This is a genomic window from Tenacibaculum sp. 190524A02b, assembly GCF_964036645.1.
Classification (GTDB): domain Bacteria; phylum Bacteroidota; class Bacteroidia; order Flavobacteriales; family Flavobacteriaceae; genus Polaribacter; species Polaribacter vairaonense.
The window spans coordinates 4,757,338-4,779,703 of sequence record NZ_OZ038525.1; the positions used below are offsets into that span (position 1 = coordinate 4,757,338).

Sequence of the window (22,366 nt, forward strand, 5' to 3'; positions counted from 1 at the left end):
TTGTTTTTTTAATATTAAGGCATTAGTTTTGTTTCAATTGCAAACTAAAAATTGTTAAAAAAAACACTAAAAAAATACTGTTCACAGCTAGCTGTTAAATAATTAACCTATTAATTTTACTTTTTTATAAATATTAAATTAAAGTAAAATGAAAAGAGTATTATTTCTATTAGTTACGGTGTTTGGTTTAACAATATTAACAGGTTGCACCGATAACAGTTTGGAAGAATTAAAGGAAAATGAAATACAGTCAAAAATCAAAATTATTGAACCAAAAGAAAACGGAGATATCGACGAAGAAGATTTTACGGAGGATTAGCGGAGTTTTAAAAGGCATCATAGCTTTTTTATTGGTTGTAATGTCTTTATTACATATTTTTTATCCTGCTGTATCTCCAAAAATATCAACACTTAAAAAAGAGTATAAAGTAGCTATTAATAATAGAAATACGCTTCAGAATAAATACATTGAGGATTTACTTAATAATAAATTAACAAAAGAGGAGTATTCATTAAAAGTAAAAAAATTACTAGAGAATACAAGTATTAAAGTTAAGTCAATTAATAAGCGGAAACATAAAGCTAGTCAATCTTTCTCTTTTAGAGGAAGGTCTAGTTTTCGGTTTTGGATTTTTGTTTTTGGTTTGGTAAGCTTGGGGATGTTTTTTAGTTGTAAATCATTATATGATGATATAGCAAAAGGAAGTAATTTCAAGTTTCAGTTAGTTTCTTTATCAGGAATAACTGTTTCTTTCTTTTGGTTGGTTCATTTGCTGTTTTTTACTCAAAAAGACTTTACCCAAACTAACTATGTTTTATTGATTCTATTTTGTGCTGTTTTGGCTTCTGTTTTTACATATTATTTAATAAAGTACTATACTTACAAAGACGACATTATATTAAGCCAATTGTCTTTACTTGAAAGGATAAAAACAATTCATTACCCTAAGTTAGCGGTTAAAGCAAGATATGCAGAGCAATATGGTAAACCTTGTATGGTTTCTGAACCAGTTAGCGCTAATATAAATGAGTTTGAAAATGATATTATAAAAACACTTGAATTGTAGGGAGATGATAGCATTTATAAAAAGATTATTAAGGAAGAGAGAATTTATCTCTAAAAGGCAGAAAAAAATTTTTAAAACTACTATTAAACCAAGTGTAGAAAGTAAAATTGTAGAAATGAAAAAAGATAATGAAAGGCTAGACGAAGAAATAAAAGAACTTCAGCTTGATATATTATTACTGGAGAATAATATTAAAGTTAATTAGTTTTAATGTTTTTACTATCTAAAAGTTTTTGTTTTTCCTCTTTTAATTTTTCTATTACTTTTTCTTTTAGCTCATTTTCCATTAGAAGTTGATAAACTGTACTATTTCTAAATTCTGCTTTTTTATCAAAAATATAAGTTATGATCTCTTCTATAGAAAAACTATCTAAACTATTAGTGTTTTTGTTGAACATTTCTTCAGATAACCCCAGTAAAAAATATGCGTTTATGTTGAACGTTTCTGTTATTTTTTTAATTGCATCAAAGTTAGGCTGAGATATAATTGTTTCTCCTTTTGGGTTTCTTCTTCCTTTAGTGTATCCATCAATAGTTGTGCTAGATACACCAATCCTCTTTGCAAAGCTACTGTTGTTTAAACCTAATTGTTTTATGATTAGCTGTATTCTTTTACTGGTATCCATATAAGAAATATCACGTTTTTGCATATTTTTATGCGAAATAGTTTTTTATTCTGCGAAATAGTTGTATTATTGCATAACAATACAACACAAATATAGTTTTTTTTAGAGAACTAAGGCGAAAATTAACAATAGTGGAAAATACTCAAGAACTTAACAACAACAGTTTATTAAACGCAATACTCAATCAAGAGTTAATTGTGGTTAGAAAATCTGATTTAAAAGAGCTTATAAGCGAGATGCTTATGAGTAATAGAGTAGATCACAGAGTTAAATACGCCTCACATAAAGAGGTTATTAAAATGTTTGGTGTTACTGACTACTGGTTAAAGCAGCAACGTAGTGACCCAGACACTAAATTAATTTGTAATCCGGGTAGATGTAATAATTCATCATGGAAATATCAAATACAATCTGTTCAAGATGAGTTAGACAGGTTAGCAGTATAAAAGCGCAAAAAAAAACGCAAAAGCGCAAAAAATTAAAGCCTTGTAATACTTAAAAAGTTTTTATTTAAAAACAAAAAAGGTTTCGGGGAAGTATTGCAGGGCTTTTAAAAACATAACTGGCAAGAAGTTAAAAATACCGTGGACTAAGTTTAGATACTTACCCAAACAGTACCCCGTAAAACTTCATAATTTTCGCCAAAAATAATAAAGTACGGGGTACTTATTAAAAAGTTCATAGATGTTTGGTTAGGAGTAAATGTAGAAGTGAGTTTAGTAGTTAGTTAGTTTTAAAGTACCGTGTGTAATGCACGGTGCTTTTTAAAACACTTGTAAACATCAATAACAAAGTTCATTAACATATTAGCAGAAAAGATTCACGAAAAAACAACCTGAATAAACAGGTGGTAATGGATTAGTTTAATGATTTAGTTATCTTTTCTTTTCTGCTTTCCAAAATGATAGACTAAGGAGCTTTATTTGATTTTGTGATTAAAGTAATAAATAGTTCCGTTCCCTTAGATAACATGAGTGCTTTTAGCTTCTTAGTTCTGTCATTAAATAAGTTCATTAACATATTGGTAGTGTAGAGAAACAAAAGAAAACTGCCTGAATTTTTATAATCTTATTCATAAGGGATTTTTCTTCACTGCCAATTAAATAAATATCATAAATGAAAACAGAATTAACACAGGAAGCTATAAACGAAATAGTTGTAATTGATCCAATAGAAATTAAAGGCTAAAAAGATGAAAGCTCCAAGAATTATATATACAAAATATATTATACCTCCATTTAGGGGAATGACCATTCCGCCATTTGGAATATTTATAAGAAGTGATTTAAAAGGAGATAAAAAGATACTCGAACATGATTTAATACACTGGAAACAATATAAAAGAATGGGTTTAATCATGTTTTATTTTAGATACTTTATTCAGTTACTAATTATTGGATATGATACAATGCCGATGGAAATGGAAGCAAGGCAAAATGAGAATGAAAAAACTAAATGGAATTACAGAAATAAATATCACTAAAAAGTATAAAAAAAAGTGGCTTGAATTTGACGGTCCAACCACTTTTTAATACCGTGAAATAAGATAATGTTACTAATCCTAAATCTACATGAACAAAGATAGACAAAAAAGCGCAAACTTTACGCAAAAAAGCGCAAAAATTTTAAGTGAAATTGGCATGTATAACCAAGCAGTTAAAAACAACTTGGCAACCTTTGAACTTTCGCCAATTCAAATTCACACGATTAAAAACTTTAATGATAATGCCCAGCGAAAAGGGCTAACTACTTCTCAATACAACAAAGAAGTAGAAGAGTTTAACAATCGAAATGGTTTTATACTCCTAAAAAAAGGAGTAGAAATTGAAGTAAAAAGTACAAACTACCCATATATTAATTATCCTTATTTGGATAATTCCGCAATTTACGCAGCTATCATAAAATATAGAGCGTATAGAGACAAGTATAACCTACAAGTACAAGAAGAAAACAAAGAAATAAACAACTATAATAAACAAGTTGTAAAACATTCAGACAAAGCAGTTTTAAAAGCAATAGCAAAGTTTCAAAAAGATAATAACAGTAAACTTACTCGGGAGTATAATTCCTTAGTAGAGGGTTATAACACGAGTTTAAAAGGTTACTATGTAGCTAAAAAAAGAAAACAATATATAAAAGACTTCACAGAAGAAATATTTTATGTTCTTCTGTATTTCTATGCGGGTCAACTAAAAAAGCGCAATGCGTTTTTGTTAGAAATGAATAGACCAACCAGTGTCTATAAAAATGCTATGCCATCTTTAAAGCTAAACCCTTACGATATTGTTAAACATAAAATATCAGGCGTTAAGAAGTTCACTATCTGCAAAAAAACAGCGCAAAACCATGTAAAAAGACTTCGTGAGGCTGGTTTGCTCCTAAATCGTAGGTTTTTTGGTTCTAATAGACCTGTGGAGTATAATTTTAATCCTGAAATTGTTGAAATTTTCGACGGAAATCCTCCAAAGTCCAGAGCCCCCGAAAAACCTGAGTTTTTTGGTGAAAACGAGAAAAAATTACACAATAAGAAGCATACTACTTGTTCTATTTTCTTAAAAGAAAATAAAATAAAAGACTGTGCAAATAGCACAGTGGATAACAAATGCGGTTCGATGCTGGAGGAAAACGAAAGCACCTTCATTCTACAAGAACACCGTGGAATAAGTTCAGAAAAAAATCTTAGCCGCGGCGAAGTTCAAAAAATTATGCCAAGCTGGTGGAAACAGCCAAAGAATACAAATAATAGGCTAACTACCAATTTTATAGGGAAGCTGGAAGATAGTAAGGTGTTAGCCGAAAAATTAGCAGCTGGAGAATATGATTCTTATAAAGGTTTGCCTTATAGTTATTTAGTTAAAGTTTCACAATACGCCTATTTACCAAATGATGAGTTTAAACAGGTGGTAATTCAGGATTTTATAAAAAGTTCAGCTAAGATTTGGAAAGGTAGAAATGTGTATGTAGGCGAGTGGAAAAAAGCAATAAACATGCTAGAAGAGCAGCTTTTTAATAATATAACCCAAAACGAAACCATTATAAAAAAACTACGTGAGTATCGTTGGAAACTGGATTTTGCTCGTAGGTGGTTTAAAAAAGCAGAAGTGAATCCTTTATACCCTGCAAGCTACTTTGATAACACAAGAACAAAACAAAAAGAAATAGGGTTTTACGGTTTACATAGCCATTGGAAATCCCATTTAAAATATCAGGCACAAAAGGAAAAAGACGCAAAAGAAAAAGTACAAAAAGCCAACCAACGTAAACGAAGGTTAACAGCACAAGACAAATTTAAGAAAGCAATCAGAAAGTACGAATTAGGCAAGCTTAGTGCAAATCAGCTATACAACTATGTAGATAATAATCTACCTAATGATTTTGCTGTGCAGTTGCCAAGTATATTAAAATTTCAAACTAACCTAGCTTAAAATGAACAATCAAAACTCTAAAAAATGCAAATGTAGCGCAAAAAACAAACTAGTGTGTCCTAATTGTAGCGCTATCAAAATGGTAATGCTACTAAAAAATGGTAATAACCACCTCAAATATGAGCGATCTAATGGCGGTTTTTCCAATCCTGTATGGTATAATCATTTAAGTAAGAATAATAAAACAGTAAACACTCTAGTAACTGCAATGTTTAGACGGTTTCAAACCTCTATTTACGCAAATGTGACTAACAAAGTCATTTTCTACGACAATGAAACAAAAGAAGAAATAAGAGCTATAAGTGTATGAAAGTGAAATTAAAATTTAGCGTAGATCATGTGTTAGCTATAAATGATTTACTAAATCAAGTATATGAGCTTCCATTTAACTTTTTTAATGAGCAGGAAAAAGTGGCTATTTCAATAGCAGCACTACTATCAGATAAGTTTGAAGCCAAGAAAAGAGAGTTGAAGAAAAATTTAAACCTTCTTAATAGAAACAAAAAAATACAATTCACATTAAAATACCATGAAGCTTGGGCGCTGAAAAATATATGTATAAATCAAATTTCATTAGTGAATATTGATATAAATAAAATAAGAGTACAAGAAGTTATTGGGCTATTAGATGTTGAAAAATAGCTAAATATCAAACAAAATTTAAAAAACTATTACAAATAACTAAAATCCTCTAAAGGGTTTAAACGATATAAAAATGAGGTGTTTTACGGACAATAATAAAGAAATTACAAAAAGAATAAAGCAAGGAAAAACCTTTCTATTCCAAGGAGTAGAAAGCGAAGTTTTAGAGATAGCAAACCAAAAAGCAAAACATATTAGAAGTTATGTATATGAGGTGTATGCAGATGTAAAAAATAAAAGAATCCATGTTGGGTACGCAGTACCTAGGTAAGATAAATTAAAAACGCAATAATTAACGAAAAAACGCAAACTATGGCAAAAATGACTTACTCAGAATTAATAGAGAAACTCGGAAAAATAGTAGACGAACAAACTATGCTATTGAGGATAGAAGATCAAATCATATACTTAGACGCTGAATATTTTTATATGAAAACATTGAATAAAATTAATAGAGTACTACAACTATATGGTGAATGTGAATGGTGGTTTGAAAAATCAACAGCACTAGAGATTGGTGTTATGTATAAAGTTAGAATACTTAAATACCTGTAGGTTAATCGATCAGCCTGTTTAAGTGATCGAGAAATAAAAAGAATAATAAAATGACAAGATTATTAAAAGTAGAAGAAAAAATAACAGACGCTATAAGAGAGGTGAATTTAGCAAAAGATGACTTGAAAAATCCAAAAGAAATATCAAATGTGTTAGCTCTTTTGGAACAAGCACATTGTTGGTTGGAAATTCTTCAAGAAGACAAAGGAATAAAAGACAAGGAAGGAAAGATTTTACAATCTCATTTGGAATAGGTTAAATAATCTGTAGGATTATGAATGTACATGATTTAAAAATTTACCCAGAGCATTTTAATGATGTAGTTAAGGGGACTAAAAAAGTTGAGATTAGAAAGAATGACAGGAACTTCCAAGTTGGAGATATTCTATATCTGAATGAGTATTGTCCGCTAGAAGAAAAACAATCATTGGAATATGTGAAAGTGAAAGTAACACACATTTTACATGGTGGTCAATTTGGGTTAAACCAAGAATATGTTGCTATGTCAATAACATTAAACCTGTAGTTAAATCAATCCTATGAAAGTAAGTATTAAAGAAATAAAAATAAGCGAAAAAGCTACAATCAAAGATACAGTGTTTTTGTTTTCTGTTTTCTCTTTTCTTTTTGTCAGTTTTAAAAAAAAATCAATTATAAACTCAATGGTAAATATGAGAAAACAAATAGTTATAGAATAATATAGAAATTTTATCATAAATCAAAATTAGTAAAAACAAAGTAAAGTAAAACAGTAGAAATTATGAGTAACGAAGATTTACTAGCTGACATTAGAAATAAACTTTCTCCTGCAAGTCATTTGATTTGTTTGGTTGCAGAATATTTCGACGGAACAAAAACAGCTGCAGAATTTGAAGAAATTCACAAGCACATTAAAGAAGCTATTCCACAAGCAGAACAATCAATTGAATACGTAAGACAATTTAAACTGTAGTTATGAAAATATTGAACTTATACGCAGGAATAGGAGGAAATCGCAAGTTATGGGGTGATAAACATGAAATCACAGCTATAGAATATGATGCAGCAACAGCTGATGTATATAGTTCATATTTTCCTAATGATAATGTAATTGTAACTGATGCTCATAAGTTTCTCCTAGATCATTACAAAGAATTTGATTTTATATGGAGTTCTCCACCATGCCCAACTCATAGTATTATGAATACAACTAAAAACGGTAAAGGTTTAAAAATGGAATACCCGGATATGCAGCTTTATCAGCAAGTTATTTTCTTACAATATTGGTTTAAGGGTAAATGGGTTGTTGAAAATGTAGTTCCATATTATGAGCCTTTAATTAATCCAACAAAAAAAATAGATAGACATTATTGGTGGTCTAATTTCCCTCTAGGAGAATTTAATTATAAGAGACCATTTAAAATGGATACTGCAAAAATTTCAGATTACGAAAAGTATTTAGGTTTTGATTTATCCGGATTCAAACTGAAAAACAAAATAAAAAATCTAAGGAATTGCGTTAATCCAAAAACAGGGAAATACATTTTGAATTGTGCAATGGGTAAAACTGAAAAGCAGAATAATAACCAGGTCGATATTTTCGACTTTATAAAATAAGTGTAATTAAACGAATATTATGAACTGGATAAAAATAGATAAATCAATAGAAACTAATTATGACTTTGAAATCATAGGTTATAATCCTGACTGGATAGATGAAGATTTCAACCCAAAAGGTACTCGAGCGTGTTTTCAAAATGATTCAGGTGAGAAAGGTTGGTGTTCTGCGAAATGGAATAATTCCCATGATTGTTACGATGCAGATTTTGATACTGCTCCAACTCACATAATGATGATTCCTAAAACACCAAACAAACAGTAGTTATCGCCTATGGTTATAAGGTGGTGTAATTGATACAAAAGGAAACAGAATGTATTGAGACTGGTGCCGAAATGACCTAAAGGCGAAACTACTATATAAAAAGACTAAATGGGATATATAAAGCATAATGCAGTAATAGTAACTTATTGGAATAAACAAGACATTGAAGAGGCTCATTTAAAAGCAATTGAAGTTTATAAAGATAATATTGATTGCGTTTCGAGTGAGAAATGTATTTCGCCAATTATGGAGGGGGTGGCTAATCAACAGTTTTCATTTTTTATTGCTCCTGATGGTAGCAAGTCAGGATGGCAAACCGAAGAACAAGCCAAAAATGCTAGAAAAATTTTTCAGAATTTTTTACTGGATTCAGGAACATGTGAATATATAGAAATATGTTTTGGAGGTGATTGTGACACAGAGTTTATAGTACGAAGTGCAGAATCAGACTTAAACAAAACGCAAAAACGCAAAAGATCAATAAAGTAATACAATAATAAAAGAATATGGAAGCATCGGTAAGAAATCTTTACAAAGAGGCTGTTAAAAATAAAGATTTTGATAAAGAAATGAAATCGCAAGACCCGAAGGGGTATTACAAACCTAATCTCTTATCTAGTAAAAGAGTAAAAATAGCCTATACAGCAGCTTACTATGGATGGTTACTAGGAAAAGGGAAATATAATCGAATGAATTATATATAAACTAAAATATAATCATGGATATGTACAAAGACGCAGTAGTAGGAATAATTGAAATACTGGAGAATACTGATAGTGAATTAAAAAAAGTAACAGTTTTTGAAGAGGCTGGCGGTTATATTGAAGTAGAATACAAAGAATTGAAAGCAACTTTTATAAACACATATTTTTAGATAGAAACAATGCAAGAAGAGCAAAAACAAATTTTAGAAAACGCAAAGCAAATGTTTGTTAGGCAGCCATATTTGTCAAAACAATGTGGACAAAGTTGCCTATCAATGATTACAGGCGACTCAATAGAATTAATAGTTGAAAAGCTAGGGAAAGAATACACAACCTATATTCAAGATGATTTAGAAAATTATCTAAAAGAAAAAGGTTATAAAACTTTTATAGTAGTAGGGGATTTCAGTATGAAAGAAGTGCCAAACAATAGTATTGTGAGGTTAAAAAAGCCTGATAATTCAGGGCATTTTATATTGAAAAATGAAAATGGTATTCTCCTGGACCCAAGCGTAGGAATTGTTCAAGAATATATTGGGGTTTATGAAATCTCCCATTATTTAAAATTCGAAAAAATTGCATAAAAAAAACCCGCTCAAAATAGAGCGGGAAAATTGCTATGAAAAAGAAAAGACTTAGGACGTCTCCTAAGACAAACCAAATATAACTAAAAAAACGCAAGAAATGCAAATAACACAAATTGAAAACGGAAACATTTTGGTTTTAAATGACCAAGGAGAAATAGAATTAGTAGGAAGTAACTTATATTTTCTAAAACACCCAAGAATAGATAATGTTATTTTAATTAGTGACAGTATTAATACAAATGAAGAAATAGCTTTAAATGTGCCTACTATCGATTTATACATTGGTAAGGATAAGATTAATGGGAATAGTACATTTGCTTTAAAAGCAATCGCTAAAGAATTTCAACTTTCAGGAGCAAAACAAGTAGAGCCTGCCGATCCAATGAGGTTATTATTTGACAAAATGGACACTTACGAAAAAATGCTACAATTTGTAAAAGAATATGTTTTTAACTCTGTACCTGATTTAACAAAAGATAGTCAAGGAAGATTAGTAAGAGAGTATTATTACTGTCAATTTGATGATTTTCAGGTACAAATCACATTATATTATTATTACGAAGCCTCAAACCCTAATAGAATAGATAGAATACTAATGTCAGGTAATACAGAAAACATTGCTTTGCCTATTAAGCAGTATACTTATGACAGTAATGGTAATGTGAGCTATTCGTATGTAAAAGTAGTTGCAAGTAATTAATATTAAATCCCCTTTAATGATAAACTGCAAGCAAAAATTATTAGGAAAGCACTCATTTATCCCTGTGAATGAAGCTAGGAATGTTTTAAATGAAATTATAGCTAAAAACAGAGGTATTCCCTTAAAAGTTGCAAGGTATAAAAAGCTTTTACTTCCAAAGGAGGTAAAAGAATTTTATAAATTATATGATTTACCTTTTGATGTAAGTTAACGTAACTTCCTTTAAGTTACGCTAACTTCATCAATCTTTATGAAACTTAACAGTACTTCACGAAACTTTTAAGCTTAATTAAAACTCGATTTATTATTGCATTGTAAATGAATCGAGACGCCATAAACATAGCATTACATCGCAATTTAAAAAAAGGTACTAAATACGATAAGTTAGTGCCTAAAAGCGATTGTAGTAGTGTATTTCTTGCTAATGGAGATACTGAGGTGGCGATTAATAAAATGGCAGTTTGGGCAAAACGATACCAGCACCATACCCAAAAACTTACCGAAAAGGAATTTGCCAGCTATTCATTAGCTGAATTATGCAAAGAAATACATTCTTTTACCTATAATCACCTACAATATAAAATAGACGGTTATAACCAGCTTTTAAGAAGTCCAGCCTGTGCTTGGAAAACTAGAGCGGAAGGTTTAGACTGTAAAAGCTATTCAATATTTGCCAGTACTATTTTATTAAATAGAGGTATAAAACATTATTTCCGTAGAGTTATAGTTTCTAAAGGTGAAAGTTATAGCCATGTGTATGTAATAGTACCTTTAGATCAAGAAACAGGCAACCTCGATAAAGGGTATTATGTCATTGACGGCACAATTAACACATTAGAAGAACAACCAATATATAAGGCTGATGATGTGTATATGTTACCAACGAAAAACACAGGGTTAAATGGAGCTTTTACAAAGCATTTAGCAAGTGGTTTTGGTAAGCTTGTAAGTGCTGGTGTAGATAGTTTACTAGAAGAGTTAAATTCTTGTTCAGGTAGCCGCTATGATATTGGTAAAGTCTCTTTTCATTTAAGGGAAGATTTACAAAAAGTATTACAGAACAAAATTTCTTTACTGGATGAGGCTATTGAGGCTGGAAATAATGCGAGAATTGAAAACATTTTTAACGAGGTATTAAAAGAAGTAGATTTAGGGTTTCATCATTTAGAAAATGAGGTAGCTTATAGTACCTATGATGATTGCGAAATAGATGTTCTAACACAAGTACTACCTTTTGCAAGGAATTTAAGAGGTTACTTCGATACATATTTGCAAAATTTTATCAATACTCAAGAACGTTTCAAGGTTAATATTACCACTGAAAACGCTATGACCTCAGAACGTACTTATTATTTTGTAGTAGGAGCAGCTGACAACCCAGTTTTAGGAGAATACCGCCAAATAAAAATAAAATCAGATCCAGCGAAATATGGAGTAATCCCAGTTGTACCATTTGGAGAGGATACAGGTCTTTGGTTAGATGAAGTTGCAAGGCATTTATCATGGACTTATGCAGATGGAAGAGAGAAAGAATACAAGCAAAAAGCTGAGCCTATATTAGTACACATTGAAGCGTTAAGGCAAAAAGTTTTCTTAGGAGGTGAAATGCTTTATTATTATGAAAAACCTTTCCACAGAAATCTTTTAGAATTATACAAAAAATACGATACAAACTATAATGAGTTAGTAAAAAAAGAGTATAAAAACCTTTATCTAGCCAACGAAGCAGCAATCAAATCATATAAGGAAAAGTTACAAGCTGAAATAACAGAAAATAAAGCAGCTTATAAACGAAAAGAAATGAAAAAGCATATCGGCTATGGTGTAGCAGCTTTAGCCGTGATTTATCTAATTTATATAAATAAAAAGAGCTATGACAATACGTGATTTTAAAAAAACACAAGCTAAAGGCTTAGGTTTTTTCGATAACCTATGTCCTTCACGAGGAATTGCAAGAAATTTAGTACAACAGGCTAGAAATATTTTAGAGCAAAAAGCTGAATATGAAAGGAAGTATGAAGAATTAAAAAAAGGAAAACAAGCTGGAGAATGGGCAGACGTAAAAGCAACAATTAAAAAGCTAGAGGATGAAATAGAAAAAGAAACCTTGCTTTTAAATAAAGAAAAAGGGATTGCAGATGCTATTGGTATTGGTTTAGGCGCTTGGTGTAATGAAGCTGTTTCTTTAAGACAACGAGCAGAAAGGCTGTTAGCAATGTCAAATGAAGCTTTAGGAAAAATAAGAGGCTCATATGAAACACTGGAAAAACAACAAACTGAAGGAATTAAAATAGGTCATGAAAAAATTATCAAATTAAAGAAGGATTTAGAAAGCGTAAGGCAACAAATTGCTCTATACAAGAAAAAAATAGCTGATTATAAGGCTAAAAGAGATAATAAAGCAAAAAGCCAAAGCCAATCAGATAAAGCAGCAGCTACCAATGGTAAACTAAAAGAAAATACACCAATGATAATAGGAGCTGTTGCAGTAGGAGCTTTGTTATTATATATGATTAAAAACAAACCTAAAAAAACAAAAGTAACAACGCCACAAAAGGTAGTGGCATAAAATTCATAAAGCTATGATGAGTATAGTAAAAAAAGAAATAATGCTAAATCCTACGGGAGGTTTTAAGCCTTCTGACGGAGGAAAAGAAACAAGTTGCGGTTGTGGTTGTGGTTGTGGTTGTGGTTGTGGTGGATTGCATGGAGATATGCAACAAAAACAAGGAGGTTCTTTTTGGTCAGGGTTAACGCTAAAAGGAATTTTGGAAATGGCAGGAACTACCTATTCCCAAATTGTACAGGCAAAAAATGGAAATCCTGTATATGTACAAAACCCTCAAACAGGACAAACGCAAGATATAGGCCCCGTTTTAGTTTCAAAAATTGAGCAACAAGCAAAATTGCAACAAACAAGCATGGATAACATGATGAAGATGATGCAAATGCAGATGATGCAACAACAACAGAATAACAATAATAAACCACAACAAAGTAATATGAAATATGTGCTTATAGGTGGAGGTGTACTGGCTTTAGTAGCAGTAATGTATTTAATGAACAACAATAAAAAACAATAAAAAAATGAGCAACAAAAAGAAAGGTTTTGAAGAAACTGTAATTTCATTAGGCGCGATGACCGCAGGAGCAATGGGGTCGCGTTTAATTTATGAGAAAATGCCGTTTGTAAAAAATGGTAAGATGAAAAGAGGAATTTTAATCGCTACAGGATTAATTGGTGCAGCATATTTAGACAGAAGTAGCACAATTAACAAGGTAGGTCAAGACGCTTTAATAAGTATAGCCGCTACGCAAACAGGACACTTATTAAAAGATTTCTTAGAAGATCGCTGGAAGGACAATCCAACTTTATTGCCTATGCTAGGAAATCCTTTATGGGATGAACCAATAGTAGAACCATACTACGAGGAAGAAATTGAAACTGTACCAAGTATTGCAAGTTTCCAAATGTAAACAAGTAAAAAACAATTAAAGTAACATATTAAAAAAAGTAAGAATGAATCATTATATCAATCAAGAGGAATATTTAAGAGCAGCAACTTATTTTGAGGCAAAAAATGAAGGAGGTAAGTATTGGAATATCCAAGATGTAAAACCAATGCCAAGTGAATTATATGTAAATAAAGAAGTGGGAACTTCAGGAGTAGTTAATCTTTTAGTGGGAAGTACAGTTTCTGAACGTGGGGTTACCAACTTTGATGGTAACCGTTTAACTGAAGGTAGAGCATTTGCAGCCAACGCTATTTCAGTAGCTGCTGGTGTTGCAGATAAGAATACCCCAGTACATGCAGTTGATTACTCATTTGATAATGTGCCAGCTTCTTTACGTTTTGCAACACTTGTGGTAAAGCAAAAGAATGAAGCGATTATAAAATTACCAATTAATTCAATTTTAAATGGTAGAGAAGATTTTAGTAATTATAGAAACTTAGAAGCCTTTGCATTTATTGAACCAAATTCTATCACGGAAATTGACATCGAATATCCAGTAGGATCGAAAATTGATTTAGCTGATGGAAAAGCACTTTTTGTGTCAGTGTTCATTAAAGGTTTTGAATCTTACCAAAAGAGATAAGCAACATTTTTTAGTAAACAAAAACTTTGCGCAAACATAGCATTGCGCAAAGTTTCTTAAAAGTATAATTAATGAAGTTAGCATATAAAAGAGTTAAAGTAAATTTTGACCTAGTTAAAGGCGGTCAGGTTAAAAATCCACTAGAAAATGAAATAAATGATACGTTGCCAGCTGGCGATGTAAAAGGCGTTTATTTTATTTCTTACAGAAATACAAATGCACCAATAGCTCCACCACCATCAGGAGGAGAAGGAAACAACCCGCAATTTTCTAAACAAAGTTTTGCAACTGGTTTTTCTCCGTATTCTCATACGGATATCTTTTTGAATGATTCCCAAAGTCGACCATTAACAGAGCCAACTGATATTCAAGATTTTTACCATAAACAAGGAGGATATCTAAAAGGATATAAAGAATTAGATTTTAAATCTAACAATGAACAAATAAATATTAGATGGCAAACCCATGCAGGACAACCAATTTGCGGTGAATTTATCTTTGTAATTGAGCAATCTAATTGTGAGTGTTAATGGCTATTTACGGTACAAAAACATATCAAAAAGACTTTGAAATAAACTTCAAAGAGATAAATAAAAACTGTAAAGGTATCTATGAAATACAGGTATTTGTAACTGAGCAAAGTATGCCTTTGATTGTTAAGGATGGCACTAACCAAGTTATTAAACACAAACACAATCCTTTTGTAATAAGCTCTCCAGTGCCTATTGAAGAAGGTGCAATAAGATTTGAATTTCAAGAAACACACAATGTTATTTCAGACAGTATTAAAAAAGCTATTGTAAGAATCATATATAAATAATGAATCAAGAGTTAGTCAAAATATTAAAAGATCATTTAAGCACTCCTAATCATGTTTTAAAAGTTATTTCTGCTACAGGAGAAAAGCTTGGTAAAAAAGGTGCTAAAAGGCGAAAATATGCACTAACACTATCAGAGATAGAGGTAAAATACACTTCGTTTGAAAACTTTATAGAGTCATTACCTGCAAAAGGTTTTAAAAAGGATGTTGTTTTTGTAATTCAAAAAGTTTATGGAGATGCACAAAAAGAAACATATCACCGTGTTAAAGAATACAAAATAGATTTAGAAATGGAAACAACATCAATACCAGTAACACATAGCCAACAAATCCCTGTAAATAATCAACCAGTAAATCAATTTCCTAGTTTTCTTTCAGGTATGGGCATGCCTGATTATTTAGGTAAGATGATTGAAGCTGGAAGAGCTGGGGATTATAAAGACAAAGCAGAGCAGCTATCTGAGCAATTAAAAGATATTCGTTCCGAAAATAGAACACTTCGGGAAGAAAATAGTTCTTTAAAAATAAAATTAGAAACTGCAAATGAACGTAAGGAACTTGCTATTGAAAAAGAAAAATTAAATCAAAAAGGTTTTTTGGATAGCAAAGCGTTTGAATCGTTAGCGGGCATGCTACCACAGGTAATGCAGGCTATGAATAGTAATGCAAATGCTGGAGCTTTGGGAAATCCGTCTTTATCGCCAATTCAAAATAAATTTTTTGAAATGGTGACCCAAGAAACAGACCAAGAAAAATTAGGATTCCTGTTTTATTTATTCCAGAATTGGAATGAAGAATTAAAATCAAAAATTGAAGTAATAATAAAAAATGAATAAAGCACAAGCGTTAGAGAAACTAGCAAAACTAGATGAGGAAGTAGTTGTAAGGTTAGCTGAATTAAGCGATAACCCTAAGGCTTTAAACTACTTCAAAAGTAATATTATGTTTGCGCTAGTGAAAGGGTTTTTAAAGTAATTAAACAAACTATGAAAAAGAAAATACAGTCGAAAGTTGGGAAGATTGCTAATAAGGAAAAGGCAAAAAAAGCTATAAAAAATACAGGTAGCTTTATAGAAAAAAACCAAAAGCCTTTACTTTATGTAGGTGCAGCGCTTTTGGTTGGTTACCTTGGGTATAAGGTTTATAGAGGTATAAAAAAAGGTTCTGAAATAATAGGAGACGTTTTAGAGAACCCTGAAGATGATTTTATAAAACCTAAAATAAAAATAACAGCAAGTAACTTAACAATTACTCCTCAGCAAGCCTCAATATTTTCAAAGTCGCTTCAGGACGCTTTTAATAAAAAGAGTGTTATCGGATTACCAGCAACAGACGAGCAAAAAATAAGCAACGTTTTTGATAAGTTAAAAACTGGAGATGATTTTAAACTGGTTTATGAAGCTTTTGGATATAAAAAATATTTTTCAGGAGGAACACCAACTCTGTATATAGATAAAAAAATAGCCAGTGCTTATGACTTGGTCTATTGGCTTGATCAAGAGATTGATTCTTTTTGGGATAAAGAATTACATGCAAAAGTGAAAAAAAGATTACAAAGCGCTGGCTTTGATTTTTAAACAATAAGAAAAAGTAAAAATAAAATTTATGGAATCAAGTTTGCCAATTCATGGGCTCGCATGCCCAAAAACAAAAATTCAAACCTATAACACAGGTATATCAACTAATCAAAAAAAATGCGGTTGCAAAATGAAAATAAAACCATTACCAGCAAAAGAAGTTACAGGAACTGTTATAGATAATCAAACTAACAAGCCATTTCCAGCAGGATTAGTAAACGTTTACAACACTGTAACTGGAAAAGGAACTACAGCACAGGCGGATGGATCGTTTACTTTGTCAGCTTCTCCAAATGACACTATTAAAATATCTTTTGTTGGCTATGGAACAGCCACTTTAACAGGTAATCAACTACCAGCAAAAGTAACGTTAAAACAGCAGGCTGAAGTGTTGCCCGAAGTTGTTATAACTGCTAATAAGCCAAAAAAGGAGAATTGGAAATGGTGGGTAGCTGGTGGAGTAGCTTTATTGCTGTTACTTTCAGCAAAAGAGGATAAAGAAAGTAAAAAAGAAACTCCAAAAGCTTAGTAGATGAAGGTGTTTATTAAGGAGAATTGGAAAGGAATTTTAAATCTGATAATTGTACCTGTTATTTCGTTTGTATTTGGTTTACAAATGAGGCAAATAAAGCTAAAACAGGCAGAGACAGAGGTTCAACAATCAAGTTATAATGCAGAGTATCAAAAAATAAATAATTTCTCCAAAGTTTTAGAAATCAATGGGGAAATGATAGAGCAAATCAAGTCTGATTTTGCCGATCGAACATTGTTTTTAAATACTAGAATTAAAGAAGTTGAAGAAAACAATGTATTGTTAAAAAACTTGGTGCAAAAACAAAAGCAAATAATTGCAGAGCATCAAGAAATAATAGAGAAACAAGAAAAAGTAATTAAAAAATACCGTAGGAAATACGGGAGTATAAAAAATGGCTAAATATATTTTACTATTTTTTTTAGTGCTATTGGGTTCGTGTACCACAAATCGAACCTTTTTAAGCACTTCTGAAAAGCAAAAAGAGATACACCAATCTAGCAGTGATAGTGTAAATCTTACAAAAATTAATCAAGAAATAAACGATTTAATTTCTTTACCTGTTAAGGCAAATAACAAACAGGTGGATAGTTTACTGCTAACTTTTTTTTCAGGTTTTCATACTTATAAAAATTCAGGAAAAAACAAATACGCTATAAAATACAACGAGCAAAAAAGAGCGTTTGAGTTTAAAGCGAGAATAGGAAAAACCGAAACCCAAATTATAACAAAAACTGACACAGTAATACGTGTAAAAGATAGAGTAGTTACCAAAATTAAGGAAGTAGTTAAAGTAAAAAAACGTATTCCTTTGTGGATTTTTATAGTATGGTTAATCAGCTTTGTAGGTGTTTATCTGTTAGTTAAGTTTAAAATCCTTTAAACTATGAAAAGAGCGTTAATATTTTTAGCCTTGGGAGTAGGTGCATTTGCATTGACTTCATTTGCTAAGAAGAAAAAAGAATCATTTGAACACATAATTGAAAAGCTAGAATTTCAGTTAAAAAGTATCAAAAACTTTGATGTGTCACTACAAAGACTTCGCCTTGATTTAGATGTAATTGCGGTAAACCCTACTAAAGAAGATTTGTATGTAAATACTGGAGTTGTTAAAGCAAAAGTAATACGTGTTTACCAAAAGAAAAACGATAAACTCTTAGGAATTTCAAATTTAGATACCAATGAAATTAATATACCAGGAGGGGGCTTTTACGCTCTACCTACTGCTGCGGTGGAGATTCCTTTATTGACTGGAGGACAAATGGTATTAAATCATTTATTAGGTAACAAAGACATTACCAAAGACTTTGTTAAAGAGCTTCGATTTGAATTAGATATTGAAGCATTAGGAAATAAAAAAACAATCAAATTTTAAAAGAAAATAAAATGGCAAGCTATGAATTTTTTAAAGCCTCATTAGAAGCAGCTGAAGGAGGTTATCAAAAACTCGTGAATGATAAAGGTAACTATAATTCAAAAGGTGAATTAGTAGGAACTAATCACGGAGTTTCAGCAAAATTTTATGAAACTATTATCGGTAGAGCTCCGAGTGAGGAAGATATGAGAAGCTTAACAAAAGTGGAAGCTCACATTCTTTTTAAAAATGAGTTTTGGGATAAAATTTCCGCAGATGAAATCCAGAGTCAAGCGGTTGCGGAAGTTGTGGCAGATCATGCAATCAATGCTAACCCTAGAGTAACTGCTAAGATTGTTCAGCGTGTTTTAAATAAATATTTTGGAATGAATTTAAGTGTTGACGGTGCTATCGGTGCTAAAACTTTAGAGGCTATTAATTCGGTAAATGCTGATAAGCTATTCCAATACATTGCGCAGGCTCGTTTGGATTACTATAGTAGGTTAAAAGATTACAAATATTTTGCGAAAAGCTGGACAAGCCGAGTTTATGCGCTCGGTAAAAAATTTGGTGTAGAAATTAAAAAAAAAAGGAGATAGCAATTGTTCTAGGTGTATTAGCATTAGGCGTTGTAGGGTATTTAGTTTATAAAAAAAATCAAAGTAAGTAAATGACAACACAGAAATTTCAAGATTTAAACGGTAAAGAAGTTAGTAGAGAAGTATTGGAGAACTTAGTTAATGAAGCAAAACAAGAAAACAATATTGAAGTAGTTTACAGAGTGTCTCAAATACTGCTAAAAAATCCTGAATCAGATAGTTTTGAAATTTCTGTAAAGCAATACCCCAACGCCTTAAATGCTCCTAAACATTCAGGAGATTATAAAGAAGCTCTAACAGAATGCGGAAGATTGAAAAAAGGTTTTCGTTTTGAAAATGGAAAAGTTTTTAAAGTACCTGGTCCAAAATTTAAAAAAGGAGCTAAAATAACCTTCAAAAACAAACAAGCTGTTATAACTAGAGTGCAACGAACTCCTAAAAAAAATTACTTATACAATAAAGAAAATTATTTATATTCTTTGAAGTATGTTAACGGTAGAAAAGCAGTAAATATTGGAGAAAGTAAGTTAAGTACTGATGTCATCAAACAAGGTAATCAATTACAATTAGCATTAAATGGTAATAAGCTTGAAGTGTCTAAGGAATTTTTATCAGGAATTGACTTTATAAATATAAGTGATGAAGATTTACAAATAGGATTAGGAAAGTACTTTGCACCTAGTGAAGTTTATAGTAAAATTACTCAGAAGATAATTAAGAGAATAAAACAAGCAAAAGGGGAAAGGTGGAAAAAATCTTGGAATGGAGAATCTATATTACAAGGAAGTACCCAAAGAGCTATTGAAGGTTATTTACGTCCAGCAAATTTTATAACTAAGAAGCCTTATAAAGGCTTAAACAATGTATTGTTATTGTCTGCTGCCGATGAATTTCAAGTTTTTGAAAATCCATTTTTTTTAACTGAAAAACAAGTTAAAAAATTAAAAGGTGAAATAAAAAAAGGAGCAAAACAACACGAGTTAATTTATTACACCAATCTATATGTTTTTAAAGAAAAGAAGATAGTTTTTAAAACATATTCACGAGATAAAATGGAGGACTATTTAATAGGGAAGAAAATAGATGTAAAATTTTTCAACTCTTATGTAAGTTATATTCCTATTCTTAAAATGTACTTAACTTATAATGGTAGTGATATTGATAATATAGATTTTAAACTAGATGAATTTACTGAAATAGACAAAAGAAAATACGGTTATATTTCTGTAAAGAAAGTTAAAGAGAGACACGAAAGAAATCCTTTAGCGGAAGCAATTATACGAAATCAACCTAAACCAGCTATAAAAGTAGGTTTTCATAAAGAAAGTGCTTTTTATTCTCCAGTATCTGATAGTATAAAACTACCTGAATTAAACGCTTTTGATTCTGCAAACGCATATTATGCAACGTTGTTTCACGAGTATATCCATGCTACAGGGGCTAAACATCGATTAAATAGAGAGTTTGGAAAAAAGTTTGGAGATAAGCAATATGCAAGAGAAGAGTTAATAGCAGAGATTGGTGCAATTTTTTTATGTACACAAGCTGGTATAATTTGGCAAACACACCAAAATCACGAAGCTTATTTAAACGGTTGGCTTTCTGTTCTTAATTATATTGAAAAGGATAGCACTTTAATTTTGCGAGCTTCAGCACAAGCGCAAAAAGCAGCGGATTATATGTTAAATATCCAGTCAGACGGTAACCCAAAGTTTTATAAAGAATTAGAAAAAGAAATTTCTAAACCAAAAGTAAAAGCTTTAGCTGGAAACATTGAGCCTGTAGAAATAGTAAAACAAGTTACTCAACAATTAGAAAGGTTTGAAAATCCAAGACCGATAACCCCACAAATAGAAATCGAGGAACAGGAGGAACACACAAACGAAATTCCAGTAAATCAAATATCAGAACAAAAGGAGGTCAAACCACAAATTACAACTACTTCTAATGCACCAATACCAATAAACCCATCTAATAAAAGGAGTTCATTAGCGCAAAAAAAGGTCGCTAGAGCTAATAAAAAACTTGAATATTATAATATTGATAATCCTGAGATAGCCAAATTACTAGGTGAGGTGGAAATTAAAGAAAAGGAAAGTGTGGTAATTACTCTTACGGGTGGACAGGGTTCTATGAAAACGCGTTGTGCTTTTAGGTTTATGAATACGTTTGGGCAAAAATATAAAATAGGTCATGTAAGTAAAGAAGAGCATCCTGAAAGCTCACTTTATTGGAATAAAGTAAATGAATATTTAGAAGGAGCAGCTTTAAATAATATTGATAATCCTGATATAAACACAGCAGAGCAGCTGGATAAAATCATAAAAGAAAATGATATTATTGTTATTGACAGTTTTGCTAAAATGCAAGAAATGTTCAAAGGTTTTGAAGTTGATAAAGACTTACGTCAAAAATATAATGGTAAACTTTTTATTGTTATTTTCCAACAAACCTCAGACGGAAAAATGCGAGGCGGTACAAAATCGCAGTACGACGCAGATATAGTATTATACACTGAAAAGTTTTCAGATTACAGAAATAACTATGTGTATGCCGATAAGAATCGCTATCAATCAGAAAATTTAGAGGATTTAAAGTACAATATTTTTTCAGGTAAGATAATAACTCCTGAAAAAGTTGAGGGAACAGAGGTAAAAGAAGCGGTTGTAAACGAATTATACTTTTAAATAAAAAGAGGGGATTCCCCCTCTTTTTATTCTTTATTGAATGTTATTGTATCAATGTACTCCCTATGGTAGTTTAAACTTATTAATTTAAAATGTTTAAAAACCTTATTAAATTCGTCTAGCTTTAATGGTATTTTAATCTTATCTACAGAAACGTTTCTTTCATCTTCGAGTATTTTTCTCTTCACACTCTCAAAATTTCCACCATAATGCTCTTTTTTAACTGCTAAAATAGCAATATCAATTATACCTATACTTCCTGTTATAGCTGAAAACTTTTCAATCTCAAAACCTATTGGGAAATATTCTGATAAATTCACATTATATTTTTCTAATAAAGTATCTAGAGTTTTACCTCCTTCATTAAATGTAACAGAAAAAACGCCTTTTTGGTCTTCATAATTTAAGGCTACAATACTTTCTAAATCTTTTTTCATTACTTAATTAATAGTTAATTTACAAACAAAACTAGTGATACTAAACTTTATACACAAGACTTCGTTTACCTATATTAAAAAATCACTTATAAGT

General features: G+C 30.9%; 39 protein-coding genes. 37 read left to right on the plus strand and 2 right to left on the minus strand.

Annotated features, from left to right (window positions below; all coding sequences use genetic code 11):
- The first annotated feature begins 148 nt into the window (after positions 1-148).
- The 3 genes from ABNT65_RS19400 to ABNT65_RS19410 are packed head-to-tail and all read left to right on the plus strand — an operon-like array spanning position 149 to position 1,272.
- Complete coding sequence (locus tag ABNT65_RS19400; RefSeq protein ID WP_348746609.1) at positions 149-319, plus strand: hypothetical protein; 171 nt, start codon at positions 149-151, stop codon at positions 317-319.
- 40 nt (positions 320-359) lie between these two features.
- Positions 360-1,067 carry a hypothetical protein gene (locus ABNT65_RS19405; RefSeq protein ID WP_348746610.1) on the plus strand — a complete coding sequence of 236 codons (708 nt, stop codon included), beginning with the start codon at positions 360-362 and terminating at the stop codon, positions 1,065-1,067.
- 4 nt (positions 1,068-1,071) lie between these two features.
- Positions 1,072-1,272, plus strand: coding sequence for a hypothetical protein (locus ABNT65_RS19410; protein WP_348746611.1), 201 nt, complete (start codon positions 1,072-1,074; stop codon positions 1,270-1,272).
- On the opposite strand, the gene ABNT65_RS19415 is transcribed toward ABNT65_RS19410, so the two are convergent.
- On the minus strand, positions 1,265-1,717 hold the full coding sequence (locus ABNT65_RS19415; protein WP_348746612.1) for a helix-turn-helix transcriptional regulator: 453 nt from the start codon (positions 1,715-1,717) through the stop codon (positions 1,265-1,267). The genes ABNT65_RS19410 and ABNT65_RS19415 overlap by 8 nt on opposite strands.
- Positions 1,718-1,824: 107 nt before the next feature.
- On the opposite strand from ABNT65_RS19415, the gene ABNT65_RS19420 reads away from it, so the two are divergent.
- The 34 genes from ABNT65_RS19420 to ABNT65_RS19585 all read left to right on the plus strand — a co-directional run bounded on the left by ABNT65_RS19420 (position 1,825) and on the right by ABNT65_RS19585 (position 21,835).
- Entirely contained in the window at positions 1,825-2,139 is a 315-nt protein-coding gene (locus ABNT65_RS19420) for a hypothetical protein (protein WP_348746613.1), read from the plus strand.
- Positions 2,140-2,885: 746 nt separating this feature from the next.
- The gene (locus tag ABNT65_RS19425) at positions 2,886-3,176 is read left to right on the plus strand and encodes a hypothetical protein (RefSeq protein ID WP_348746614.1); all 291 of its coding nucleotides are present in this window, start codon (positions 2,886-2,888) and stop codon (positions 3,174-3,176) included.
- 88 nt (positions 3,177-3,264) lie between these two features.
- The gene (locus ABNT65_RS19430; protein WP_348746615.1) at positions 3,265-5,118 is read left to right on the plus strand and encodes a hypothetical protein; all 1,854 of its coding nucleotides are present in this window, start codon (positions 3,265-3,267) and stop codon (positions 5,116-5,118) included.
- Between the two features lies 1 nt (position 5,119).
- Positions 5,120-5,428 carry a hypothetical protein gene (locus ABNT65_RS19435; protein ID WP_348746616.1) on the plus strand — a complete coding sequence of 103 codons (309 nt, stop codon included), beginning with the start codon at positions 5,120-5,122 and terminating at the stop codon, positions 5,426-5,428.
- Complete coding sequence (locus ABNT65_RS19440) at positions 5,425-5,760, plus strand: hypothetical protein (protein WP_348746617.1); 336 nt, start codon at positions 5,425-5,427, stop codon at positions 5,758-5,760. The genes ABNT65_RS19435 and ABNT65_RS19440 overlap by 4 nt, the downstream gene beginning before the upstream one ends.
- A 73-nt stretch (positions 5,761-5,833) precedes the next feature.
- Positions 5,834-6,031, plus strand: a complete 198-nt coding sequence (locus ABNT65_RS19445) for a hypothetical protein (RefSeq protein ID WP_348746618.1) — start codon at positions 5,834-5,836, stop codon at positions 6,029-6,031.
- Between the two features lie 41 nt (positions 6,032-6,072).
- Positions 6,073-6,315 (plus strand): hypothetical protein, encoded by a 243-nt coding sequence (locus ABNT65_RS19450; protein ID WP_348746619.1) that lies wholly within the window; start codon positions 6,073-6,075, stop codon positions 6,313-6,315.
- A gap of 50 nt (positions 6,316-6,365) precedes the next feature.
- Positions 6,366-6,569, plus strand: coding sequence for a hypothetical protein (locus ABNT65_RS19455; protein WP_348738441.1), 204 nt, complete (start codon positions 6,366-6,368; stop codon positions 6,567-6,569).
- Positions 6,570-6,589: 20 nt separating this feature from the next.
- Positions 6,590-6,841 (plus strand): DUF3850 domain-containing protein, encoded by a 252-nt coding sequence (locus tag ABNT65_RS19460; RefSeq protein ID WP_348746620.1) that lies wholly within the window; start codon positions 6,590-6,592, stop codon positions 6,839-6,841.
- Between the two features lie 234 nt (positions 6,842-7,075).
- A complete protein-coding gene (locus ABNT65_RS19465) occupies positions 7,076-7,267 on the plus strand; it encodes a hypothetical protein (protein ID WP_348740250.1) in 192 nt (63 codons plus the stop codon).
- A 2-nt stretch (positions 7,268-7,269) separates the two neighbouring features.
- Complete coding sequence (locus ABNT65_RS19470) at positions 7,270-7,911, plus strand: DNA cytosine methyltransferase (RefSeq protein ID WP_348746621.1); 642 nt, start codon at positions 7,270-7,272, stop codon at positions 7,909-7,911.
- A 19-nt stretch (positions 7,912-7,930) separates the two neighbouring features.
- On the plus strand, positions 7,931-8,176 hold the full coding sequence (locus tag ABNT65_RS19475) for a hypothetical protein (RefSeq protein ID WP_348704020.1): 246 nt from the start codon (positions 7,931-7,933) through the stop codon (positions 8,174-8,176).
- Between the two features lie 108 nt (positions 8,177-8,284).
- Positions 8,285-8,665: a hypothetical protein gene (locus ABNT65_RS19480; RefSeq protein ID WP_348746622.1), complete on the plus strand. Its 381-nt coding sequence runs from the start codon at positions 8,285-8,287 to the stop codon at positions 8,663-8,665.
- A 17-nt stretch (positions 8,666-8,682) separates the two neighbouring features.
- Positions 8,683-8,880, plus strand: a complete 198-nt coding sequence (locus ABNT65_RS19485; RefSeq protein WP_348746623.1) for a hypothetical protein — start codon at positions 8,683-8,685, stop codon at positions 8,878-8,880.
- A gap of 14 nt (positions 8,881-8,894) precedes the next feature.
- On the plus strand, positions 8,895-9,050 hold the full coding sequence (locus tag ABNT65_RS19490; RefSeq protein WP_348746624.1) for a hypothetical protein: 156 nt from the start codon (positions 8,895-8,897) through the stop codon (positions 9,048-9,050).
- A 9-nt stretch (positions 9,051-9,059) separates the two neighbouring features.
- A complete protein-coding gene (locus ABNT65_RS19495; RefSeq protein ID WP_348746625.1) occupies positions 9,060-9,464 on the plus strand; it encodes a hypothetical protein in 405 nt (134 codons plus the stop codon).
- Positions 9,465-9,564: 100 nt separating this feature from the next.
- Positions 9,565-10,167, plus strand: a complete 603-nt coding sequence (locus ABNT65_RS19500; RefSeq protein WP_348746626.1) for a hypothetical protein — start codon at positions 9,565-9,567, stop codon at positions 10,165-10,167.
- A gap of 16 nt (positions 10,168-10,183) precedes the next feature.
- Complete coding sequence (locus tag ABNT65_RS19505) at positions 10,184-10,378, plus strand: hypothetical protein (RefSeq protein WP_348746627.1); 195 nt, start codon at positions 10,184-10,186, stop codon at positions 10,376-10,378.
- A 107-nt stretch (positions 10,379-10,485) separates the two neighbouring features.
- Entirely contained in the window at positions 10,486-12,054 is a 1,569-nt protein-coding gene (locus ABNT65_RS19510) for a hypothetical protein (protein ID WP_348746628.1), read from the plus strand.
- Positions 12,041-12,736, plus strand: a complete 696-nt coding sequence (locus ABNT65_RS19515; RefSeq protein ID WP_348746629.1) for a hypothetical protein — start codon at positions 12,041-12,043, stop codon at positions 12,734-12,736. The genes ABNT65_RS19510 and ABNT65_RS19515 overlap by 14 nt, the downstream gene beginning before the upstream one ends.
- Before the next feature lie 13 nt (positions 12,737-12,749).
- Positions 12,750-13,250 carry a hypothetical protein gene (locus ABNT65_RS19520; RefSeq protein ID WP_348746630.1) on the plus strand — a complete coding sequence of 167 codons (501 nt, stop codon included), beginning with the start codon at positions 12,750-12,752 and terminating at the stop codon, positions 13,248-13,250.
- Between the two features lie 4 nt (positions 13,251-13,254).
- Positions 13,255-13,644 (plus strand): hypothetical protein, encoded by a 390-nt coding sequence (locus tag ABNT65_RS19525; RefSeq protein ID WP_348746631.1) that lies wholly within the window; start codon positions 13,255-13,257, stop codon positions 13,642-13,644.
- Positions 13,645-13,687: 43 nt separating this feature from the next.
- Entirely contained in the window at positions 13,688-14,266 is a 579-nt protein-coding gene (locus ABNT65_RS19530; RefSeq protein WP_348746632.1) for a hypothetical protein, read from the plus strand.
- 71 nt (positions 14,267-14,337) lie between these two features.
- Positions 14,338-14,796, plus strand: coding sequence for a hypothetical protein (locus ABNT65_RS19535; protein WP_348746633.1), 459 nt, complete (start codon positions 14,338-14,340; stop codon positions 14,794-14,796).
- Positions 14,796-15,086: a hypothetical protein gene (locus tag ABNT65_RS19540; RefSeq protein ID WP_348746634.1), complete on the plus strand. Its 291-nt coding sequence runs from the start codon at positions 14,796-14,798 to the stop codon at positions 15,084-15,086. Before ABNT65_RS19535 ends, ABNT65_RS19540 begins: the two co-directional genes overlap by 1 nt.
- Positions 15,086-15,922: a hypothetical protein gene (locus tag ABNT65_RS19545; RefSeq protein ID WP_348746635.1), complete on the plus strand. Its 837-nt coding sequence runs from the start codon at positions 15,086-15,088 to the stop codon at positions 15,920-15,922. Before ABNT65_RS19540 ends, ABNT65_RS19545 begins: the two co-directional genes overlap by 1 nt.
- Positions 15,915-16,061, plus strand: coding sequence for a hypothetical protein (locus ABNT65_RS19550; protein WP_348746636.1), 147 nt, complete (start codon positions 15,915-15,917; stop codon positions 16,059-16,061). Before ABNT65_RS19545 ends, ABNT65_RS19550 begins: the two co-directional genes overlap by 8 nt.
- Before the next feature lie 11 nt (positions 16,062-16,072).
- Positions 16,073-16,663 (plus strand): hypothetical protein, encoded by a 591-nt coding sequence (locus tag ABNT65_RS19555; RefSeq protein WP_348746637.1) that lies wholly within the window; start codon positions 16,073-16,075, stop codon positions 16,661-16,663.
- A gap of 130 nt (positions 16,664-16,793) precedes the next feature.
- Positions 16,794-17,192 carry a carboxypeptidase-like regulatory domain-containing protein gene (locus ABNT65_RS19560; RefSeq protein ID WP_348746638.1) on the plus strand — a complete coding sequence of 133 codons (399 nt, stop codon included), beginning with the start codon at positions 16,794-16,796 and terminating at the stop codon, positions 17,190-17,192.
- Between the two features lie 3 nt (positions 17,193-17,195).
- Positions 17,196-17,597 (plus strand): hypothetical protein, encoded by a 402-nt coding sequence (locus ABNT65_RS19565; RefSeq protein WP_348746639.1) that lies wholly within the window; start codon positions 17,196-17,198, stop codon positions 17,595-17,597.
- On the plus strand, positions 17,590-18,078 hold the full coding sequence (locus ABNT65_RS19570) for a hypothetical protein (protein ID WP_348746640.1): 489 nt from the start codon (positions 17,590-17,592) through the stop codon (positions 18,076-18,078). The genes ABNT65_RS19565 and ABNT65_RS19570 overlap by 8 nt, the downstream gene beginning before the upstream one ends.
- A gap of 3 nt (positions 18,079-18,081) precedes the next feature.
- Entirely contained in the window at positions 18,082-18,570 is a 489-nt protein-coding gene (locus ABNT65_RS19575) for a hypothetical protein (protein WP_348746641.1), read from the plus strand.
- Positions 18,571-18,581: 11 nt separating this feature from the next.
- Positions 18,582-19,148 (plus strand): glycoside hydrolase family 108 protein, encoded by a 567-nt coding sequence (locus tag ABNT65_RS19580; RefSeq protein ID WP_348746642.1) that lies wholly within the window; start codon positions 18,582-18,584, stop codon positions 19,146-19,148.
- Between the two features lie 71 nt (positions 19,149-19,219).
- Entirely contained in the window at positions 19,220-21,835 is a 2,616-nt protein-coding gene (locus ABNT65_RS19585; protein ID WP_348746643.1) for an ArdC family protein, read from the plus strand.
- 26 nt (positions 21,836-21,861) lie between these two features.
- Here the strand turns inward: ABNT65_RS19585 and ABNT65_RS19590 are convergent, their stop codons facing one another.
- A complete protein-coding gene (locus ABNT65_RS19590) occupies positions 21,862-22,272 on the minus strand; it encodes a hypothetical protein (RefSeq protein WP_348746644.1) in 411 nt (136 codons plus the stop codon).
- Positions 22,273-22,366: the final 94 nt, after the last annotated feature.

What these genes read in the sequence shown, in the direction of transcription:
- ABNT65_RS19435 (WP_348746616.1), top strand. Translation starts at nt 5,120, where the DNA reads ATGAACAATCAAAACTCTAAAAAATGCAAATGTAGCGCAAAAAACAAA.
- ABNT65_RS19525 (WP_348746631.1), top strand. Translation starts at nt 13,255, where the DNA reads ATGAGCAACAAAAAGAAAGGTTTTGAAGAAACTGTAATTTCATTAGGC.
- ABNT65_RS19545 (WP_348746635.1), top strand. Translation starts at nt 15,086, where the DNA reads ATGAATCAAGAGTTAGTCAAAATATTAAAAGATCATTTAAGCACTCCT.
- ABNT65_RS19450 (WP_348746619.1), top strand. Translation starts at nt 6,073, where the DNA reads ATGGCAAAAATGACTTACTCAGAATTAATAGAGAAACTCGGAAAAATA.
- ABNT65_RS19405 (WP_348746610.1), top strand. Translation starts at nt 360, where the DNA reads ATGTCTTTATTACATATTTTTTATCCTGCTGTATCTCCAAAAATATCA.
- ABNT65_RS19425 (WP_348746614.1), top strand. Translation starts at nt 2,886, where the DNA reads ATGAAAGCTCCAAGAATTATATATACAAAATATATTATACCTCCATTT.
- ABNT65_RS19415 (WP_348746612.1), bottom strand. Translation starts at nt 1,717, where the DNA reads ATGCAAAAACGTGATATTTCTTATATGGATACCAGTAAAAGAATACAG.
- ABNT65_RS19585 (WP_348746643.1), top strand. Translation starts at nt 19,220, where the DNA reads ATGACAACACAGAAATTTCAAGATTTAAACGGTAAAGAAGTTAGTAGA.
- ABNT65_RS19570 (WP_348746640.1), top strand. Translation starts at nt 17,590, where the DNA reads ATGGCTAAATATATTTTACTATTTTTTTTAGTGCTATTGGGTTCGTGT.
- ABNT65_RS19565 (WP_348746639.1), top strand. Translation starts at nt 17,196, where the DNA reads ATGAAGGTGTTTATTAAGGAGAATTGGAAAGGAATTTTAAATCTGATA.
- ABNT65_RS19480 (WP_348746622.1), top strand. Translation starts at nt 8,285, where the DNA reads ATGGGATATATAAAGCATAATGCAGTAATAGTAACTTATTGGAATAAA.
- ABNT65_RS19430 (WP_348746615.1), top strand. Translation starts at nt 3,265, where the DNA reads ATGAACAAAGATAGACAAAAAAGCGCAAACTTTACGCAAAAAAGCGCA.
- ABNT65_RS19400 (WP_348746609.1), top strand. Translation starts at nt 149, where the DNA reads ATGAAAAGAGTATTATTTCTATTAGTTACGGTGTTTGGTTTAACAATA.
- ABNT65_RS19575 (WP_348746641.1), top strand. Translation starts at nt 18,082, where the DNA reads ATGAAAAGAGCGTTAATATTTTTAGCCTTGGGAGTAGGTGCATTTGCA.
- ABNT65_RS19465 (WP_348740250.1), top strand. Translation starts at nt 7,076, where the DNA reads ATGAGTAACGAAGATTTACTAGCTGACATTAGAAATAAACTTTCTCCT.
- ABNT65_RS19500 (WP_348746626.1), top strand. Translation starts at nt 9,565, where the DNA reads ATGCAAATAACACAAATTGAAAACGGAAACATTTTGGTTTTAAATGAC.
- ABNT65_RS19550 (WP_348746636.1), top strand. Translation starts at nt 15,915, where the DNA reads ATGAATAAAGCACAAGCGTTAGAGAAACTAGCAAAACTAGATGAGGAA.
- ABNT65_RS19455 (WP_348738441.1), top strand. Translation starts at nt 6,366, where the DNA reads ATGACAAGATTATTAAAAGTAGAAGAAAAAATAACAGACGCTATAAGA.
- ABNT65_RS19535 (WP_348746633.1), top strand. Translation starts at nt 14,338, where the DNA reads ATGAAGTTAGCATATAAAAGAGTTAAAGTAAATTTTGACCTAGTTAAA.
- ABNT65_RS19475 (WP_348704020.1), top strand. Translation starts at nt 7,931, where the DNA reads ATGAACTGGATAAAAATAGATAAATCAATAGAAACTAATTATGACTTT.
- ABNT65_RS19580 (WP_348746642.1), top strand. Translation starts at nt 18,582, where the DNA reads ATGGCAAGCTATGAATTTTTTAAAGCCTCATTAGAAGCAGCTGAAGGA.
- ABNT65_RS19590 (WP_348746644.1), bottom strand. Translation starts at nt 22,272, where the DNA reads ATGAAAAAAGATTTAGAAAGTATTGTAGCCTTAAATTATGAAGACCAA.
- ABNT65_RS19470 (WP_348746621.1), top strand. Translation starts at nt 7,270, where the DNA reads ATGAAAATATTGAACTTATACGCAGGAATAGGAGGAAATCGCAAGTTA.
- ABNT65_RS19485 (WP_348746623.1), top strand. Translation starts at nt 8,683, where the DNA reads ATGGAAGCATCGGTAAGAAATCTTTACAAAGAGGCTGTTAAAAATAAA.
- ABNT65_RS19555 (WP_348746637.1), top strand. Translation starts at nt 16,073, where the DNA reads ATGAAAAAGAAAATACAGTCGAAAGTTGGGAAGATTGCTAATAAGGAA.
- ABNT65_RS19520 (WP_348746630.1), top strand. Translation starts at nt 12,750, where the DNA reads ATGATGAGTATAGTAAAAAAAGAAATAATGCTAAATCCTACGGGAGGT.
- ABNT65_RS19440 (WP_348746617.1), top strand. Translation starts at nt 5,425, where the DNA reads ATGAAAGTGAAATTAAAATTTAGCGTAGATCATGTGTTAGCTATAAAT.
- ABNT65_RS19410 (WP_348746611.1), top strand. Translation starts at nt 1,072, where the DNA reads ATGATAGCATTTATAAAAAGATTATTAAGGAAGAGAGAATTTATCTCT.
- ABNT65_RS19495 (WP_348746625.1), top strand. Translation starts at nt 9,060, where the DNA reads ATGCAAGAAGAGCAAAAACAAATTTTAGAAAACGCAAAGCAAATGTTT.
- ABNT65_RS19530 (WP_348746632.1), top strand. Translation starts at nt 13,688, where the DNA reads ATGAATCATTATATCAATCAAGAGGAATATTTAAGAGCAGCAACTTAT.
- ABNT65_RS19560 (WP_348746638.1), top strand. Translation starts at nt 16,794, where the DNA reads ATGAAAATAAAACCATTACCAGCAAAAGAAGTTACAGGAACTGTTATA.
- ABNT65_RS19490 (WP_348746624.1), top strand. Translation starts at nt 8,895, where the DNA reads ATGGATATGTACAAAGACGCAGTAGTAGGAATAATTGAAATACTGGAG.
- ABNT65_RS19505 (WP_348746627.1), top strand. Translation starts at nt 10,184, where the DNA reads ATGATAAACTGCAAGCAAAAATTATTAGGAAAGCACTCATTTATCCCT.
- ABNT65_RS19460 (WP_348746620.1), top strand. Translation starts at nt 6,590, where the DNA reads ATGAATGTACATGATTTAAAAATTTACCCAGAGCATTTTAATGATGTA.
- ABNT65_RS19540 (WP_348746634.1), top strand. Translation starts at nt 14,796, where the DNA reads ATGGCTATTTACGGTACAAAAACATATCAAAAAGACTTTGAAATAAAC.
- ABNT65_RS19445 (WP_348746618.1), top strand. Translation starts at nt 5,834, where the DNA reads ATGAGGTGTTTTACGGACAATAATAAAGAAATTACAAAAAGAATAAAG.
- ABNT65_RS19515 (WP_348746629.1), top strand. Translation starts at nt 12,041, where the DNA reads ATGACAATACGTGATTTTAAAAAAACACAAGCTAAAGGCTTAGGTTTT.
- ABNT65_RS19510 (WP_348746628.1), top strand. Translation starts at nt 10,486, where the DNA reads ATGAATCGAGACGCCATAAACATAGCATTACATCGCAATTTAAAAAAA.